14 protein-coding genes and 1 pseudogene are annotated in these 14571 nt (G+C 68.9%); 4 read left to right on the top strand and 11 right to left on the bottom strand.

Annotated features, from left to right (window positions below):
- Position 1 precedes the first annotated feature (1 nt).
- Positions 2–1282: an RNA-guided endonuclease InsQ/TnpB family protein gene (locus OHA88_RS42700; RefSeq protein ID WP_443044148.1), complete on the bottom strand. Its 1281-nt coding sequence runs from the start codon at positions 1280–1282 to the stop codon at positions 2–4.
- Positions 1283–1305: 23 nt separating this feature from the next.
- On the opposite strand from OHA88_RS42700, the gene tnpA reads away from it, so the two are divergent.
- Positions 1306–1734: an IS200/IS605 family transposase gene (tnpA, locus tag OHA88_RS42695; protein WP_328623881.1), complete on the top strand. Its 429-nt coding sequence runs from the start codon at positions 1306–1308 to the stop codon at positions 1732–1734.
- A gap of 454 nt (positions 1735–2188) precedes the next feature.
- Here the strand turns inward: tnpA and OHA88_RS42690 are convergent.
- Together OHA88_RS42690 and OHA88_RS42685 are read right to left on the bottom strand one after the other, a co-directional pair.
- Positions 2189–2539, bottom strand: a pseudogene (locus OHA88_RS42690) (transposase); the annotation flags it as partial.
- A gap of 340 nt (positions 2540–2879) precedes the next feature.
- The gene (locus tag OHA88_RS42685) at positions 2880–3545 is read right to left on the bottom strand and encodes a DUF4097 family beta strand repeat-containing protein (protein WP_328623882.1); all 666 of its coding nucleotides are present in this window, start codon (positions 3543–3545) and stop codon (positions 2880–2882) included.
- Positions 3546–3782: 237 nt separating this feature from the next.
- Here OHA88_RS42685 and OHA88_RS44780 point away from each other — a divergent pair, with 237 nt between their 5' ends.
- Entirely contained in the window at positions 3783–4538 is a 756-nt protein-coding gene (locus OHA88_RS44780) for a helix-turn-helix domain-containing protein (RefSeq protein WP_425898578.1), read from the top strand.
- Between the two features lie 261 nt (positions 4539–4799).
- Positions 4800–5396 carry an RNA 2',3'-cyclic phosphodiesterase gene (thpR, locus tag OHA88_RS42670; protein WP_328623883.1) on the top strand — a complete coding sequence of 199 codons (597 nt, stop codon included), beginning with the start codon at positions 4800–4802 and terminating at the stop codon, positions 5394–5396.
- 224 nt (positions 5397–5620) lie between these two features.
- On the opposite strand, the gene OHA88_RS42665 is transcribed toward thpR, so the two are convergent.
- The 6 genes from OHA88_RS42665 to OHA88_RS42640 form a co-directional block, all read right to left on the bottom strand.
- Positions 5621–6412: an ABC transporter permease gene (locus tag OHA88_RS42665; RefSeq protein WP_328623884.1), complete on the bottom strand. Its 792-nt coding sequence runs from the start codon at positions 6410–6412 to the stop codon at positions 5621–5623.
- A complete protein-coding gene (locus OHA88_RS42660; protein WP_328623885.1) occupies positions 6409–7407 on the bottom strand; it encodes an ATP-binding cassette domain-containing protein in 999 nt (332 codons plus the stop codon). The genes OHA88_RS42665 and OHA88_RS42660 overlap by 4 nt, the downstream gene beginning before the upstream one ends.
- Before the next feature lie 74 nt (positions 7408–7481).
- Positions 7482–8324: a DUF4097 family beta strand repeat-containing protein gene (locus OHA88_RS42655; protein WP_328623886.1), complete on the bottom strand. Its 843-nt coding sequence runs from the start codon at positions 8322–8324 to the stop codon at positions 7482–7484.
- A gap of 82 nt (positions 8325–8406) precedes the next feature.
- Positions 8407–8925, bottom strand: a complete 519-nt coding sequence (locus OHA88_RS42650) for a hypothetical protein (protein WP_328623887.1) — start codon at positions 8923–8925, stop codon at positions 8407–8409.
- Between the two features lie 794 nt (positions 8926–9719).
- A complete protein-coding gene (locus tag OHA88_RS42645) occupies positions 9720–10148 on the bottom strand; it encodes a nucleoside deaminase (RefSeq protein WP_328623888.1) in 429 nt (142 codons plus the stop codon).
- Positions 10145–11008 carry an LLM class flavin-dependent oxidoreductase gene (locus OHA88_RS42640; protein WP_328623889.1) on the bottom strand — a complete coding sequence of 288 codons (864 nt, stop codon included), beginning with the start codon at positions 11006–11008 and terminating at the stop codon, positions 10145–10147. Before OHA88_RS42640 ends, OHA88_RS42645 begins: the two co-directional genes overlap by 4 nt.
- Before the next feature lie 94 nt (positions 11009–11102).
- Here OHA88_RS42640 and OHA88_RS42635 point away from each other — a divergent pair, with 94 nt between their 5' ends.
- Complete coding sequence (locus OHA88_RS42635) at positions 11103–11603, top strand: Lrp/AsnC family transcriptional regulator (RefSeq protein WP_328623890.1); 501 nt, start codon at positions 11103–11105, stop codon at positions 11601–11603.
- Between the two features lie 103 nt (positions 11604–11706).
- On the opposite strand, the gene OHA88_RS42630 is transcribed toward OHA88_RS42635, so the two are convergent.
- Together OHA88_RS42630 and OHA88_RS42625 are read right to left on the bottom strand one after the other, a co-directional pair.
- Entirely contained in the window at positions 11707–11979 is a 273-nt protein-coding gene (locus OHA88_RS42630) for a hypothetical protein (protein WP_267007449.1), read from the bottom strand.
- An 821-nt stretch (positions 11980–12800) separates the two neighbouring features.
- Positions 12801–14153, bottom strand: a complete 1353-nt coding sequence (locus OHA88_RS42625) for a mycothione reductase (protein WP_328623891.1) — start codon at positions 14151–14153, stop codon at positions 12801–12803.
- Positions 14154–14571 lie beyond the last annotated feature (418 nt).

The raw sequence follows: 14571 nt of genomic DNA, 5'->3' as shown, positions 1-14571 counted from the left end.
CTTACCTTGCGGCAGCGGGCTTGACGCGCTTCGCGCGCCTGACGACTGCCCTCCCGGCAGCCGGGATGAGCGCGAGGCCCATGCGGTACAGGTGCAAGATGTTCCGGGCTGCGTTGTGGTCGGCGTTGCCCGACCAGCCGCAGTCCGGGTTCTTGCACACGAACACGGCCTGGTCCTCCCGGTTGCCGGGCGTGGTGAAGCCGCACGCTGAGCAGCGTTGGGAGGTGCCGGGGGCGGGGACCTTGTGCAGGGTGCCGCCGAGCTGGGCGGACTTGTACGTCAGCATGGTGACCGTCCGGCCCCATGCCTCCCCGCTGATGGAGCGGTTCAGCCCAGACTTCTGGGCAACGTTCCTCCCCGGCTCCTCGATGGTTCCCCTGGCCGACTTGACCATGTTCGTGATGGTGAGTGCTTCGACCACTACGGTGCCGTACCGCTTAGCGATGACGGTGGTCGTCTGGTGCTGCCAGTCCAGGGCCCGGCGCTTGGCTTTCGCGCGCAGTCCTGCGATCTGGTCGTAGGTGCGGTGCAGCCGGCGGCTGGTGCGCTCGCCGGGCTTGCGGTGCCGCTTACGCTGCGCGGCGCGCTGCTCCAGGTGCAGAAGCCTGGCCTTCTCCTTGCCGGTCAGCCATTCGCCGTGCTCGTACGTTTCGCCGTCCGAGAGGGCCAGCGGCACGGTGACACCCACGTCGATGCCGACGTCCGGCCCCCGGTGAGGCTCGGGCCTGACCTCCAAGGTCTGAACACGGAAGGCGATGTGCCAGCCGAGCGCGTCCTTGACCAGCCGTGCCCCGGTGATCCGGTTCTCCGCGCCTGCACGCTTGCCGACCGGAAGGTCTCGGGTCCACCGGAAGCGGACCCGGCCCACCTTGGGAATGCTGACCACGCCCCAGCGGCGGTGCACACGGACGACGTTCAGGTCCCGGCCCTGCGGGATGTCCACCGACATCACCGTGCGGAAGCGGCCCTTGAAGTTCGGGGCGTCGGCGCGACCCTCCCAGCAGTTCTTCCACGCCTGGAAGTACGTCTTCAGCACGGCCTGCGCGGCCTGGGCCGGCAGCACGGCGAGGAAGTCAATGTCCTTACGTGCCTGACGGATCGCTTCATCCGCGTTCGCGAGCGTCCGCCTCTCCTTCGGCATCATCCGCCACCACGCGTGGAGAAGATTCCACATCGTGCGGGCCGCGTGCGCCTGATCATCCGCCGTGCGAATCCCAGCAGGAGACAGCGAAAGCCGGGCACGGTGCCCGAACTGCCGCTTTACCAGGGTGCCTTGACTCACAACCGAGAGCATAGCATTGGTCTATGTCACCGCGCTGGAAACCCAATCCCGACGTACGCACCGGACGTCACGTCGTCTACAACCTGCACGTTCACTTGGTTTTTCTCACGAAGTACCGGCAGAAGGCGTTCACCGACGCCATGCTGACCCGCACCGAAGAGATCATGCGGGAGGTCTGCGCCGACTTCGAGGCCGAGCTTAAACAGTTCAACGGCGAACAGGACCACGTCCACCTGCTCGTGCACTACCCGCCCAAGGTCCAGCTCTCCAAGCTGGTCAACTCCCTCAAAGGCGTCAGCTCCCGCAGGCTCCGCCAGGAGTACGACAGCCACGTCCGCCGGTACCTGTGGGGCGGACACTTCTGGTCCGGCTCCTACTTCGCAGGATCATGCGACGGGGCACCCCTGACCGTCGTAAAGCAGTACATCGAAAACCAGCAGCGTCCCGTCTGACCGCCACCCCGTCCTTTCCCTCCGGCCGGCACACCCCCTTCTCGTCGCGGTGGATCCAGGCATTCCGCAGCACCTGCACCGCTTCGATCTTGCGCAGCCGGTCCGGAGCCGTGGGGGCGTAGGCTGCCTCCAGCAGGACGAATCCGTCCCGCCCGACCTGCTCTGACCACTGTTCACGGACCTCTTCGCCCTTGGGGAAGCGGTAGTTGTCCACGCGCGGCCCGTAGCGCTCAGCCCACTCGGCTGTGACCAGGCCGGACAGCCATGCCTGGGCCGCGACCGCCACCACCTCCAGTGCGGCTCGCAGCGTCTCACCGACGAACTCCATCCGGTTCAGCGTCCGCACCGCCACGAACACATGCGTGGAATCGGTCCGCTGCCGGCCACCGGCCTTCAGCAGGTCCAGCCCGCGCAGGCGTTCCAGCACCACCTCCAGCGTCGCCTGTTCCAGTCCGTGCTCGATGAGACGGGAACGGAACAGGCTCAGTACGGAAGCTCCGAACCCGGGACCGTACAGCTCCAGGCCGAGCAGGAACTTCCAATCCATCCGGGCCCGCACCTGGTCAGCGGCCTGCCGGTCGGTCAGCCCCTCCGCGCAGTGCAACACCGACACCAAGGCCAACGCCCCCGGCGAGACAGCCGGACGTCCCCGGACGGCGAACGCCCTGGCGAACGCCTCGTCCTCACACAGCGGGCCCAACGCCTCCCGGATCCGCACCGGCAGCGTTCCCTTCGGGAACGCTGCCCGCACCACCCGGGCCGTCGGCTCCGGCACCCCCTGATCAGCCCGTGGCTCCAGCGACATCTCTCTCGGCCCTCCCACTCAAGACCACAACAATCGTGGAGAACCGACGATCCAGCCCTGCCCGAATCACGCATCCCTCAGCAGAGTCCTGAGGGCCGGAGCACTGGCCAAGATCAGGGGCCGTATCGTCAACCGGCACTATGCCGGTCCACTTCGAACTGGTCGAGGAAGTGCTGTCTTCGTCATGTGTTCCCCCTGGTCGTGTGAGAGCGTCTTGTACGGCTTCTCCAGGCCCCGTACGTGGATTGCGGGCACCTTGGGACAAACGGCCGTGTTCTCGGCGACGACCGAGGGTTCTCGATCGCGGTGGGCCCTGCCGGATCGTCCTGGTTCTGCTTCTTCAGAGGCTGCGGGCGGTGATGTCGCCGCGGGAGGTGGTGGCGCGGATGTCGAGTTCGGTGGTGCCATCGTTCTTGAGGGCGTTGCTGACGCGGCCGTAGTCGGTGCCGGCGTCCAGGGCGGCCGAGACGCCGGCGGCGGCGGCGACCGAAATGTTGCCGGACCGGGTGCGGAGCACGACCGTGCCGCGTACGGCCTCGGTGATCCGGATGTCGCCCCTTGCGGTGCTGATCTCCGCGGGGCCGCCCAGCCGGCCGATCTCGACGTCGCCGTCGATCGCGGTGAGGTGGACGCTCGCGGCCTCGTCGATCTTGATCTGGCGGTACGCGCCTTCGAAGGCGATGTCGCCGAGGCGTCCGACGCCGCGGAGCTCGGCGCCGGCGGTCTTGACCTCGATGCGGGAGCCGGCGGGCAGCTGGACGGTGATCTCCAGGGATCCGGAGGGGCCGAAGAGCTGGTTGTCGGGGGTCGGGGCCGTGATCCGCAGGACGCCGTCGGCGTAGGCGACGGCTGTCTGCTCGGCGGTCTTGGTGTCGCGGCTCTTGGAGGGGGTGGCGGGCAGGACCTCGACGGTGGTGTCGGCGCGGTCTGCGGCGATGAACTGGATGCGTCCGGCGGGGATGTCCAGGACGGCGGAGATCGGGGCGGGGGTGTCGAACTTCTGCATCGTGTTCTCCCGTGCTCGCTCGTTGTTTCTGACACTGGAAACGCTACGTTGCTTTCAAGAATCCGACAACGTACCTGTTGCATAGAATTGACATTCACGCAGGTGGATACCGGGAAACTGTTGCAACGACCTTGAGGGTAACGCAACGACGATTGCCCTGATCATTGCAATGGATGAGAAGTGAACGCTATAGTGGGGGGTCAGGGACCGCCACGGAGGATCACCAAGGAGATCGCGATGCCGGGAGGCAGACTCACCCAGCAGGAACGCCAGCAGATCGCGCTGGGGCTGGCCGACAGCCTCCCCTACGCCGAGATCGCCCGGCGCCTCGACCGTCCGACCTCGACGATCACGCGTGAGGTGATGCGCAACGGCGGCCCCACCGCCTACCGCGCCGACCTGGCCCACCGCGCCACCGAACGCCGCGCCCACCGGCGCAGGCCCGCCTCCTCCCGGGGTCCGGAGTCAGTCCCCCAGGCGCACGGGCGCGACGCCGAGGCCGTGGCCGAGTACGAGGAGACGTTCACCACCGTCCTCATGGCTTCGGGCCTGTCGAAGATGGCGGCCCGGGTGCTGACCTGCCTGTTCACCACCGACGCGGGCAGCCTCACCGCGTCCCAGCTCGCCCAGCGCCTCCAGGTCAGCCCGGCGTCCATCTCCAAAGCGATCGCCTTCCTGGAGAGCCAGAGCCTCGTCCGCCGAGAACGCGACGAACGCCGCCGCGACCGCTACGTCGTCGACGACGAACTCTTCTACCAGGCGACGATCGCCAGCGCCCGGGCCAACGACCAGCTCGTCGAAACCGCACGCCAAGGCGTCGCCGTCCTCGGCCCCCACACCCCCGCCGCCACCCGCCTGGAGAACATCGCCCGCTTCCTCGACTTCATCAGCGAAAGCATCACCCGCGCCGCCGAACAGGCCCGCGAAGTCCTCCACACCAGACCCGCAACAACCTCGAACGACACCGCCCAGCCAAGTCCGGACCACGGATAGACAGCCGTCTCGATCGTCACAGCGACGAGACGAAGCCGGCTGCGTCCTCGGGCAATCATTGGGTTCCACCACGGCGGCCGTCCGCGACAGCGCGCGGTTTCGATGTGGCGGGACGTCAGATGGGCTTCAGCTGCGTGCGCAGGAGACAGAACTCGTTGCCCTCGGGGTCGGCAGGACATCGGCTTCCTCGGCACCGCGAGCGTCTCTCCTGCAGTACCTGCGCCGTCGCATCCACCACCCGGGTGCGGTACGAAGTCCGGTGTGAACGATCAGACTCAGCGCGCGACCGTTCGCGTGTTCATCGCCCTCGCCCCGCCCGACCACGCGAAAGAAGAACTAGCCCGGGAGCTGCGCCCCGCCTATGACACACACCCTCACATGCGGTGGAACCGCATCGAGGACTGGCACATCACCCTGGCGTTTCTCGGGGAGCTGCCGGCCGAGACAGTTCCGCTCCTGCGACCGCCTCTCGCCAGCCTTGCAGCGGACCACCAACCACCCTGTTTGGCACTGCGCGGCAGCGGAACCTTCGACGACCGGGTGCTGTGGAGCGGAATCGACGGAGACCTCGATGAGCTGCAGCTGCTCGCCGCCGATGTGCGTACCGCCGTCAAGAACTGCGGGGTCGTCTTCGAGGATCGGCCCCTGCGCCCTCATCTGACGTTGGCCCGTGCCCGCCGAGGAGATCGATCCTCGGCGGGAGAAATCGCCGAGGGGTTCGCCGGCTTCACCGGACGCCGATGGCCCGCCGAGCGTCTGCACCTGGTCGGCAGCAACGTCGGCCGTAGCCGCGGACCGATCCACTACCGCGACATCGAGGCTTGGACCTTCGGCAACGGGAACTCCACCGGGTGTTGAACGAAGCAACGGCGACCTGAGGAAACGTGATCACCTCGGGGGCCCTCCGAGAACGCGCGCATCAGGCCCTGGGTGATCACAGCACCGTGGCGGCGTGGGCCCGGCAGGCGGCAAAGAACGCGGACGGGGCGGCGTACGCCGACGCGGTGCCGGAGTACGCCGCCCTGGAGTGGGACGGAGCTGGGGGCCGTGGCCCGCAAGGCTGCTGCCCGGTCCTGCTCCCGCTACTTCGGGTCGCGGTTGAACAGCGACTTGCACCAGAAGTAGCCGAGCACGGCCAGCCCCAGGCACCAGACCATGGTGATCCACCCGTTGTTGCCGATCTCGGTGCCGAGGAGCAGTCCGCGCAGGGTCTCGATGGCCGGGGTGAACGGCTGGTACTCGGCGATCGGCTGGAACCATCCCGGCATCGCGTCGACCGGGACGAAGGCGCTGGAGATGAGCGGCAGGAAGACCAGCGGCAGCGCGTTGTTGCTGGCCGCCTCGGCGCTCGGGCTGACCATGCCCATCCCGACCGCGATCCAGGTGAACGCCAGGGCGAACAGCGCGAGCAGCCCGAACGCCGCGATCCACTCCAGGACCGTGGCGTCCGTGGACCTGAAGCCGATGGCCACGCCGACGGCACCGACAAGAACCACGCTGATGACCGCCTGCAGCACGCTGCCGATGACGTGTCCGATGAGTACGGAGCCGCGGTGGATCGCCATCGTGCGGAAGCGGGCGATGATGCCCTCGGTCATGTCGTTGGAGACGGACACCGCGGTCCCGACCAGGGTGCCGCCAACGGTCATCAGCAGGATGCCCGGGACGAGATACGCGATGTACTGCGAGCGATCGGCGCCGCCACCACCGATGCCCGCGCTCATCACGTCGCCGAAGACGTAGACGAACAGCAGCAGCAGGACGATCGGCGTCAGCAGCAGGTTCAGGGTGAGGGACGGGTAGCGCCGGGCGTGCAGCAGGTTGCGCCGCAGCATCGTGTTCGAGTCGCGTACGGCGAGGGAGAGGGCGCTCATCGGACTGTCTCCTTGGGCTGGTCGGGGACGCTGGAGCTGGTCAGGGCGAAGAACACGTCGTCGAGGTCGGGGGTGTGCACGGTCAGTTCGTCGGCCTCGATGCCGGCGGAGTCCAGCCAGTCGAGGATGGAGCGCAGCTCGCGCTGGCTGCCGCCGCTGGGGATGGTCAGGGACAGTGCCTCGTCGTCGCGGGTTACTTCGCGCAGTGCGGAGGCGGCGCTCTGGTAGGCGGCCGGGTCGGTGAAGCGGAGCCGGACGTGTCCGCCGGGGATCAGCCGCTTCAGCTCGTCGGCGGTGCCTTCGGCGGCGATCTTGCCGTCGTTGAGTACGGCGATGCGGTCGGCGAGCTCGTCGGCTTCTTCCAGGTACTGGGTGGTGAGGAAGACGGTGACGCCGCCGGAGACGAGCTCGCGGATGATCTGCCACATGTTGTGGCGGGAGCGGGGGTCGAGGCCGGTGGTGGGTTCGTCGAGGAAGATGATCCGCGGGTCGCCGACCAGGGTCATGGCGATGTCCAGGCGGCGCTTCATGCCGCCGGAGTAGGTGGAGGCGGGCTTCTTCGCGGCCTCCACCAGGTCGAAGCGCTCCAGCAGTTCGGCGGTGACCCGCCGCCCCTCGCGCTTGGACAGGTGGTGCAGGTCCGCCATGAGGAGCATGTTCTCCTCGCCGGTGATCAGCCCGTCGACGGCGGAGAACTGCCCGGTGACGCCGATCGCGGCCCGGACCCCGTCCGGTGACGTGGCGACGTCGTGGCCGGCGACCTGGGCCTGCCCGCCGTCGGCGGTGATGAGCGTGGACAGGATCTTCACGACGGTGGTCTTGCCGGCGCCGTTCGGCCCGAGCAGCGCGAACACGGACCCGGCCGGGATGCGCAGATCGATGCCGTCGAGGACGGTCTTGTCGCCGTAGGACTTGCGCAGACCGGCGGTGGAGACGGCGGCCGGCAACGGGTGACCGTCACCCCGCCTGGATGTGGGCATGACAGAAGAAGGCATGGAACCCTCCCGTTCGAAGGATGAAGTGGCAGGGGAAGTGAGTGAGTCGAGGATGGTGCGGGGTGCGAAGGCGCTCAGACCTTCGCGCGGCGGACGTCGATGTTGCCGTACCGGGTGCGGGCACGGACCTTGACGGTGTCCTCGGTCTTCTCCGGGGTCTCGGACGCGGTGAGCGTGTTGCGCACCTGGCCGGAGCCCGAGCTGACGTCGAGCCAGGCGGCCGTGCCCTCGCGGACGCCGACCTCGATGGCGCCGTAGGAGGTCTCCAACTGGACGGTGCCGCGGGCCACGTCGCCCACGCGCAGGGTGCCGTGGGCGGTGGTGGCGGTGACCGAGTCCTCGGCGCGCCGGATCTCGATGTCGCCGTTGGCTCCGCTCACCCGCAGCTCGCCGGTGGCGGCGCCGACGGTCGTGGTGCCGTGCGAGTTCTTCAGGACGGCGGGGCCGTCGACGAGGCCGACGCGCAGGCTGCCGGAGCTGGTGGTGATCTCGGCCATGCCCTCGACCCGGTCCACGGTGATCGAGCCGTGCGACGCGGTCAGCTGCAGCGGGCCGGTGGTGTCGAGGCGGACGTCGCCGGACGAGGTCTTCACGCGGACCTCGCCGAGCCGGCCCTCACCGAGCACCTGGACCCAGGCGCCGGTCGTGTCGATGCGCGAGCCCGTGGGCAGTTCGACCGTCACGTCGACGGTGCCGGTGCGGCCGAACAGATTGGACTTGGGTGTCCTGACCGTCAGTACGCCGCTCGTGTACGTGACCTCGGTCTGGCCGGCCGCCCGTACGTCCTGGTCCCGCTTCGGGTCGCGGGGTTGCACCTCGACGACGGTGTCGAGGCGGTCGCCCGCGGTGAACTGGATGGAACCGGCCTCCACGTGCGCCGTGGCCGAGATCGGTTCGGGGGTGTCGAAAGAAGGCATGGCTGTCCCGTCCTCTTGGGTCTTTGGGACGTCCCCGCTGGTGGGACGTGGTGTGGGTGAAGTGGTGCGGGCGGGGGCGCGGCTAGCGCACCCAGCCCGTGAAGCTCTGTCCGATGGTCTGGGTCTTCTCCGTCGTACGCGGCCGGGTGCCGCCGTCGACCGCGGCCGACACGGCGCGCACCAGCCACGCGTTGACCGACAGGCCCTCGCGGCCGGCGACCTCCTCGGCGCGGGCCTTGAGGTGGGCCGGCAGACGCAGGTTGACGCGGGCGGTGCCGCCCTCGTCGCCGTCGGCCGGGACCGGGGTCTTGAGTGGTTCGACGGGCTCGGCCGGCTCCGCGGGGGCGCCTCCGTCGGTGGGCGGCAGTGTCACCACGAAGTCGGGGTCGAGCCCGCGCAGCCGTACGTCGACCGAGCCGGGGGCGAGTTCGCGGGTGATCTCGTCCATCGCGGCGGAGAGCACATTGAGCATGGTCAGCCGGGTCGCCGACTCCAGGGGAGCGGTGAGCCTCTCTGCCAGCTCGCGGGCTTCGTCGCCGCCGGCTTCGGCGGCCACCGCAAGTTCGCGGCGGAGGGTGTCGATATACGGCGTGAGGTCCATGACGCCATAGTGGCACCACAATGGCTCCATGCGCAAGCAGTGCGGCGATATCCGTGGGGCGCCAGCCGACTTAACTACTCTGACCTGCGAAAACATACTGGCGTCCACCTGAGTGATTGTGGCGCCATGGACGCTCATGCGCTTCCGGGAGCGCGGAGTGGCACCGGGTGACGCCGGATGGTGCCAAGCGGTGCCACCCGACATCATGTGACGCCATGCGATGTCGCAAGGGGCGTGGCCCACCCCCCGCCTCGCGGTCTGCCACTGGGCCGAGCCCACCCGAGGCGGCATGATCGGGCCCGCCCGGCCCAGCGGGGGCATGTGCGCGCGTGGGGCCCCGGGTTGAAGGAGCCGGGGCCCCGGCCATCCGCTACGGCAAGACTCCGCGCAGCTACCGGGCCGCGGGGCCAGGTCTCGCGCAGGGCGTGCCGGCGCGCTGCGGAGATGCCGGGCCGGTGTGCTCGGGGCGGCGTTCCAGGTGAGTGGGGTGCAAGGCGGGAGGTGCGGGTGGGCTTGGTGTCGGCGGTGAGGGTGCGGATGCGGTCGGCGGAGTTTCAGCGCGAGTCAGCACAGGGCCGCTCGACCGGCGGCGCCGCCGCGTCCTCGCCGACCTGGCCGACGCCGACGGCACCCCTGCCCGCCATCCGGCCCGGCGTCCTCTTCGAACTACGTGTGCTGGCGGCGCCCTGGGATCCGGGCCGAGGAGGGCCGGGGCCCAGCACCGGGCGGTTGCAGGAGCCGGCGGTCATCGAGGCCAAGAGGAGGAGCCGGGAGACGGCCGCAGTGCCGGACGGTCATCGGTAGTAGCCCTCGACCACGGCCCGCACCTCGTCGAGCAGCGCGGGGCCGTCCTGCGGCACGGGCGGCCGGCCGCTGCCCGGCCTGATGTCCAGAAGCTGTTGGTTGGACAGGGCGAACACCACCCGCCGTAGCCCCGCCTGTTGGATGACCGCCTCGCACATCTCGCACGGCTGGCAGCTGGTGTACATCGTGGTTTCCGCCGCCGTGGCCGTGTCCAGCTCTCTTGCGGCCCACCTCGCCAGCTTCAGTTCCGGGTGCGCGGTGATGTCCTGGTCGGTGAGGGTCGTGTTGTGCTCCTCTGCCACAACCGTTCCGTCCGGTCCCGACAGCAGCGAGCCGAACGGCGGGTTGCCGGCCGCGCGTGCCTGGGCCGCGAGCGCGATGGCCCGCCGGAGGAGGGCGTGGTCGTCGGGTGTGGTCATGACTGCTCCGTTCTGGTGCGGGGTGGGTGCAGGTGCGCGGCCACCGTGTCGAGTGCTTGCCAAGCCGCCTGCGGGTGGCAGGTCTCGCGGGGGTCGCCGTCGTACGGGTCGAGGACGACGGCCTCGGCACCCAGCAGCCGCAGCTGGTCGAGGTCATCCATGATCTGGTCGATGGTGCCCTCACCGGCGAGTCGGCCCGGTCCGCCGACCGGCGCCTCGGTGAGTCTGAGCGCGATCCGGGGGGCCAGGGCGGGCACGGGCAGACGTTGCTCGTCCGCGAACGCCTTCAGCCTGACCGCGGCTTCGCGCAGCCACGGCATGGTGCAGCGCAGAGGATGCCATGCGTCCCCGAGCCGCACGGCGCGGCGCAGCCCCGCGTCGCTGTTGCCGCCGACCCACACGGGGATTCTCCGGTCGCCGTAGGAGGCGGTGTCCGCCCACGCTGCCCGCATGTCCCGCAGGTGCTCGTCGGTCAGTTGTCCACGCCGCTCGAACGGGACCCCGAGGGCGGCGAATTCCTGCCGTGCCCAGCCCACTCCCACGCCCAGGACCAGCCGGCCGCCGCTCAGCTCATCCAGGTTGGCCGCCATCCGGGCGGTGAGCAGCGGGTGCCGGTAGGGAGCGATGAGGACCGTCGTGCCGAGTCGGACCCGGGTGGTGAGGCCGGCCAGCCAGGACAGGGTGGTGAAGGGCTCGTAGAAGGGTGCCGGATAGCGCTCGGCGACGTCGGGCGTGATGGCGATGTGGTCCGAGACCATCAACAGGTCGAAGCCCAGGCCCTCCACGGTCCGGGCCCAGCTCCGAAGGACTCCCGGGTCGCTGCCGGGGCCGAAATTGAGGACGTTGACTCCGATCTTCACGCCGCCGAGCCTAGCCAGGGCGCACCGGACGTCAGAAGGGTTTCCCGCCTGTCCAAAGGGGGTTCGGCCGTGGATCCGCCGGTATTGTGGGCGGATGACCGAGAGTCTTGACGCGACGGACTGGGCGATCCTGGCCGAAGTCCAGCGGGAGGGCCGGATCGCGTTCACGGAGCTGGCACGGCGGGTCAACCTGAGCGCGTCGGCGACGAAGGAGCGGGTGCGGCGGCTGGAGGCGGCCGAGGTGATCACGGGGTACCGGGCGGAGGTGGACCTGGAGCGGACGGGGTACGGGGTGCTCTCGGTGGTCCGGCTGAAATACCCGGGGCCGGGGACCCGGCACGAACCGTTGCGCCGTCTGCTTGAGGAGCGCCCGGAGATCCTGGAGTGCCTGCGCACCACCGGGGACGACTGCTACATCCTCAAAGTGGCGACCACCTCGATGGGCCACCTGGAGGAGATCGTCGACGAGCTGGCCCAGTTCGGGAGCACGACCACCAACCTCGTCCTCAGCCGGACGCTCCCGTTCCGCGGCCCGCGGGTGCCTCGGACCGGCCGCTTCGAGGAATCGCCTCAACACGGTCGGCCACGGCAGTGACGCCGGTCGGCCACGGCCGGGTCAAGGTCATGATCCGAGGACGGCGAACGGTCAGGATTCGGTGGCGCAGGACACCAGCAAGGGGAACGGGTCAGGAGAACGCCTAGAACGGCGGGCAGCCCTCGCCCGAGATCGGCACGATCGTGAACTCACTCTCGTGAGCGTGACTGGCCGGCTCCTGGCGGACTCGACGCTCCTGGCCGTTCGGCATGCACAGCCGGAGCTCGTCGCTGTCGAGCAGGTCAAAGATCCGGCTCGTCGGGACACCGCGCAGACTGCCGCGCCAAGCGTCAGGTCCGGCCATCAGCTCGGCCTGAACGGGGATCTGCAGATGCCCAGCGACCAGCAACGCATCGCCTTGATACCGACTCGCCATGTGTCCCACAGTCCCGCCACCCCCACACGAGGGCAACCGCACGCCCGGCGCTGAGCGCCCGCTCGCTGCCACAGGAACGGGGTGATGAGACTCTTTGAAAATTCCCCGTGCTCAGGGTCTCCCCCGGACCTGCTCACCTTGGCTACCCACCCGAACCGCACTGAGGAGCCCTTGTCCCGGGTGGCTCGCGGTGCCTTCGTGGACGACCAGGAGCGCCCGCGCGCCCGCCGCGGCGGCCTTCGCCCGCTCCTCGATTCCGATGGTGTCGCTGCGCCGCATCATTCATGGCCTTGCCGCGCACGTCCTTCTGGGCCAGCGCCTCAGCCGAACCCTCGCCGGCGAAGACCGCTGCCGGCTTCCGGGTGTCGGCCGGCAGCGGCCTGGCCGCGCGCTCGACCGGCAGGCCGAGTGTCTGACTACGCTGTAGCGTCGCCCCGCATCAAGACGGGCAGCCTCGGACGCTCGCGAACGGTTCTCGCCGGTTACTGCCAGATCCGTGCCAGAACGGAGAGCGCTTTTTCGGCCAGTGCTCGCGGCTCTCGCGGGTGGAGGCCGCTCAGGTGAATCCTCCCCGGCTGAAGCCGGGGATACCCACCCAGGACAATCGGAGGGCGCCGCGCGCAGGCACGGGACCGTCGGCGCCCGGCGGGCCGCGACCGGTGACTGTCAAGGACCGCGGCTCCGCTCAGGCGTGGGACTACGTGCGATGCAACTCCCGCGGGAGCATCTGCGCATACGACCCGGCGGTCGGCGCGAATGTCCTTGCGTGTACTGGTGCGACGGCGGACCCACGTCGCTCTCGTCGAACCTGCGCCGTACGACTACAGGTCCAGCAGGGCCTGTTCGACAGCTTCGGTCAATGCAGGGTGGATATACAGCACGTCCCGGCCGATCCGGTCCACCGTCAGGCCCAGCGTCATCGCCTGGATCAATGGCTGAATGAGCGTCGCAGCCTGCGGGCCGATGATGTGCGCGCCAAGGATCGTACGGTCAACAGGGTTCGCCAGGACTTTCACGAAGCTGGTGGTGTCCTCCAGAGCCCACCCGTATGCGGTCTCTGCGTAGTCACGGACACTCACCAGGTATTCGATCTTGCGACGGCGCGCCTCCTGCTCGGTCAGTCCGACACTCGCGATCTGCGGGCTTGTGAAGACCGCATGCGGGGCGACCTTGTTGGCCAGCGTGCGCACGTCCTGCGGATGGAGCACGTTGTGCCGCACGAGCCGCGACTCGGCATTGGCCATGTGCTTGAGCTGGAAGTGGTTCACCACGTCGCCGAGCGCCCAGACCCCCGGTACAGAGGTGCGGTAGGCGCTGTCGGTCACGATGTGGCCGTGTTCGTCGAGTTCCAGCCCGCCTGCGGCCGCGTCCAGCCGGTCGCTGTTGGGGCGGCGGCCGACACACACCAGCAGCGTCGCCGCCCGCACGACATGGTCGCCCCCCGGACAGGTCACGGTGACTGCGACGCCGTCACCATCCCGTTCGACAGAGGTGACGGCAGCATCGACAAGTACGCGATGTCGCTGCGATACGAGTTCGGTGAACCGCGCCGACACCTGCTCGTCCTCCGCCATCAGCAGGCGCGGCCCCCGCTGCACGATCGTGATATCCGTGCCGAATGCACCGAATACATGGCTGAACTCGGCCGCGATGAAACCTCCACCGACGACGGCCATGGATGCGGGCACGTCGTCGATCCGCATGATGGTGTCCGAGGTGTGGTACGGCACGGTGTCGAGTCCAGGGATGTCCGGCACCACAGGCCGTGACCCGACCGCGACGATGAACGTGTCAGCGGTGATCTGCTCGGTTCCGACCTGCAGCACCCGCGGCGCGACGAATCGGCCCTCTTCGGTGTACACGTCGACGCCGTTTTCCCTGCGGTAGTTCAGCGCGCTGTCGTGCAGGGGATCGATATGGTGGAACACCCGGTCGCGGATGGCTTTCCAGTCGATGGGCTCAACGGTCGTATTGACGCCGAGCCGCGCTGCCGCCCGCGCGCCCTCGACCGCGTCGGCGGTGACGACGAACATCTTGCTCGGGATGCAGCCCCGGTTGAGACATGTGCCGCCGAAGCGGTCCGGTTCCACGATGGCGACGCGCAGATGAGCGAACCCGTCGAGCAGCATGTTGCCGCTGCCCGTCCCCAGAACCACAAGATCGTAATGCTGCATGCCCGTCCACCTTCCGCCGGCGAAATTCTGGCCTTACGGGCATGGCCTCCCGGGAGACCGCGAGTCCGTTCCATCCCGATTCTGACCTCGCGGCCCTTTCCGTGCACGTCCCGACGGCTCATCGTGTCGCCGTGTCCTGTCGGCGGCCGGAATGATCGAGCCCTGTGAGCGCGGCCGGGAGCGCTGTGGTACGGCGACGCCGCCCTTGTCCGGCGAGCCAGAGGTCTCGCAGGCGTTCGGACGCTGCTCCCCCGCTGTGCCGGCCCTTCGCGTAGTCCGTGACGGCCGGCAGCCACGAGGCGTCGACGGGCAGAGCTGCTGCCCAAGGACATGCGTTCTCCGGAAATGACGGTGACTCCTCCCCCTCGTAAACGAGGCGGCTTCTCACTTGACCGCACTGGGTCTCATGACGGCCAAG

Origin of the sequence: Streptomyces sp. NBC_00353 (assembly GCF_036108815.1) — a bacterium.
In the GTDB taxonomy this organism is placed as follows: domain Bacteria; phylum Actinomycetota; class Actinomycetes; order Streptomycetales; family Streptomycetaceae; genus Streptomyces.
The sequence above is the reverse complement of the archived record's forward strand: the minus strand, read 5'-3'. Positions and strand labels throughout refer to the sequence as shown.

Coding starts and splice junctions, on each gene's coding strand:
- OHA88_RS42630 (WP_267007449.1), bottom strand. CDS start 11,979: ATGGCGAGTCGGTATCAAGGCGATGCGTTGCTGGTCGCTGGGCATCTG.
- OHA88_RS42635 (WP_328623890.1), top strand. CDS start 11,103: ATGACCGAGAGTCTTGACGCGACGGACTGGGCGATCCTGGCCGAAGTC.
- OHA88_RS42660 (WP_328623885.1), bottom strand. CDS start 7,407: ATGCCTTCTTCTGTCATGCCCACATCCAGGCGGGGTGACGGTCACCCG.
- OHA88_RS42655 (WP_328623886.1), bottom strand. CDS start 8,324: ATGCCTTCTTTCGACACCCCCGAACCGATCTCGGCCACGGCGCACGTG.
- OHA88_RS42685 (WP_328623882.1), bottom strand. CDS start 3,545: ATGCAGAAGTTCGACACCCCCGCCCCGATCTCCGCCGTCCTGGACATC.
- tnpA (WP_328623881.1), top strand. CDS start 1,306: ATGTCACCGCGCTGGAAACCCAATCCCGACGTACGCACCGGACGTCAC.
- OHA88_RS44780 (WP_425898578.1), top strand. CDS start 3,783: ATGCCGGGAGGCAGACTCACCCAGCAGGAACGCCAGCAGATCGCGCTG.
- OHA88_RS42645 (WP_328623888.1), bottom strand. CDS start 10,148: ATGACCACACCCGACGACCACGCCCTCCTCCGGCGGGCCATCGCGCTC.
- OHA88_RS42665 (WP_328623884.1), bottom strand. CDS start 6,412: ATGAGCGCCCTCTCCCTCGCCGTACGCGACTCGAACACGATGCTGCGG.
- OHA88_RS42650 (WP_328623887.1), bottom strand. CDS start 8,925: ATGGACCTCACGCCGTATATCGACACCCTCCGCCGCGAACTTGCGGTG.
- OHA88_RS42625 (WP_328623891.1), bottom strand. CDS start 14,153: ATGCAGCATTACGATCTTGTGGTTCTGGGGACGGGCAGCGGCAACATG.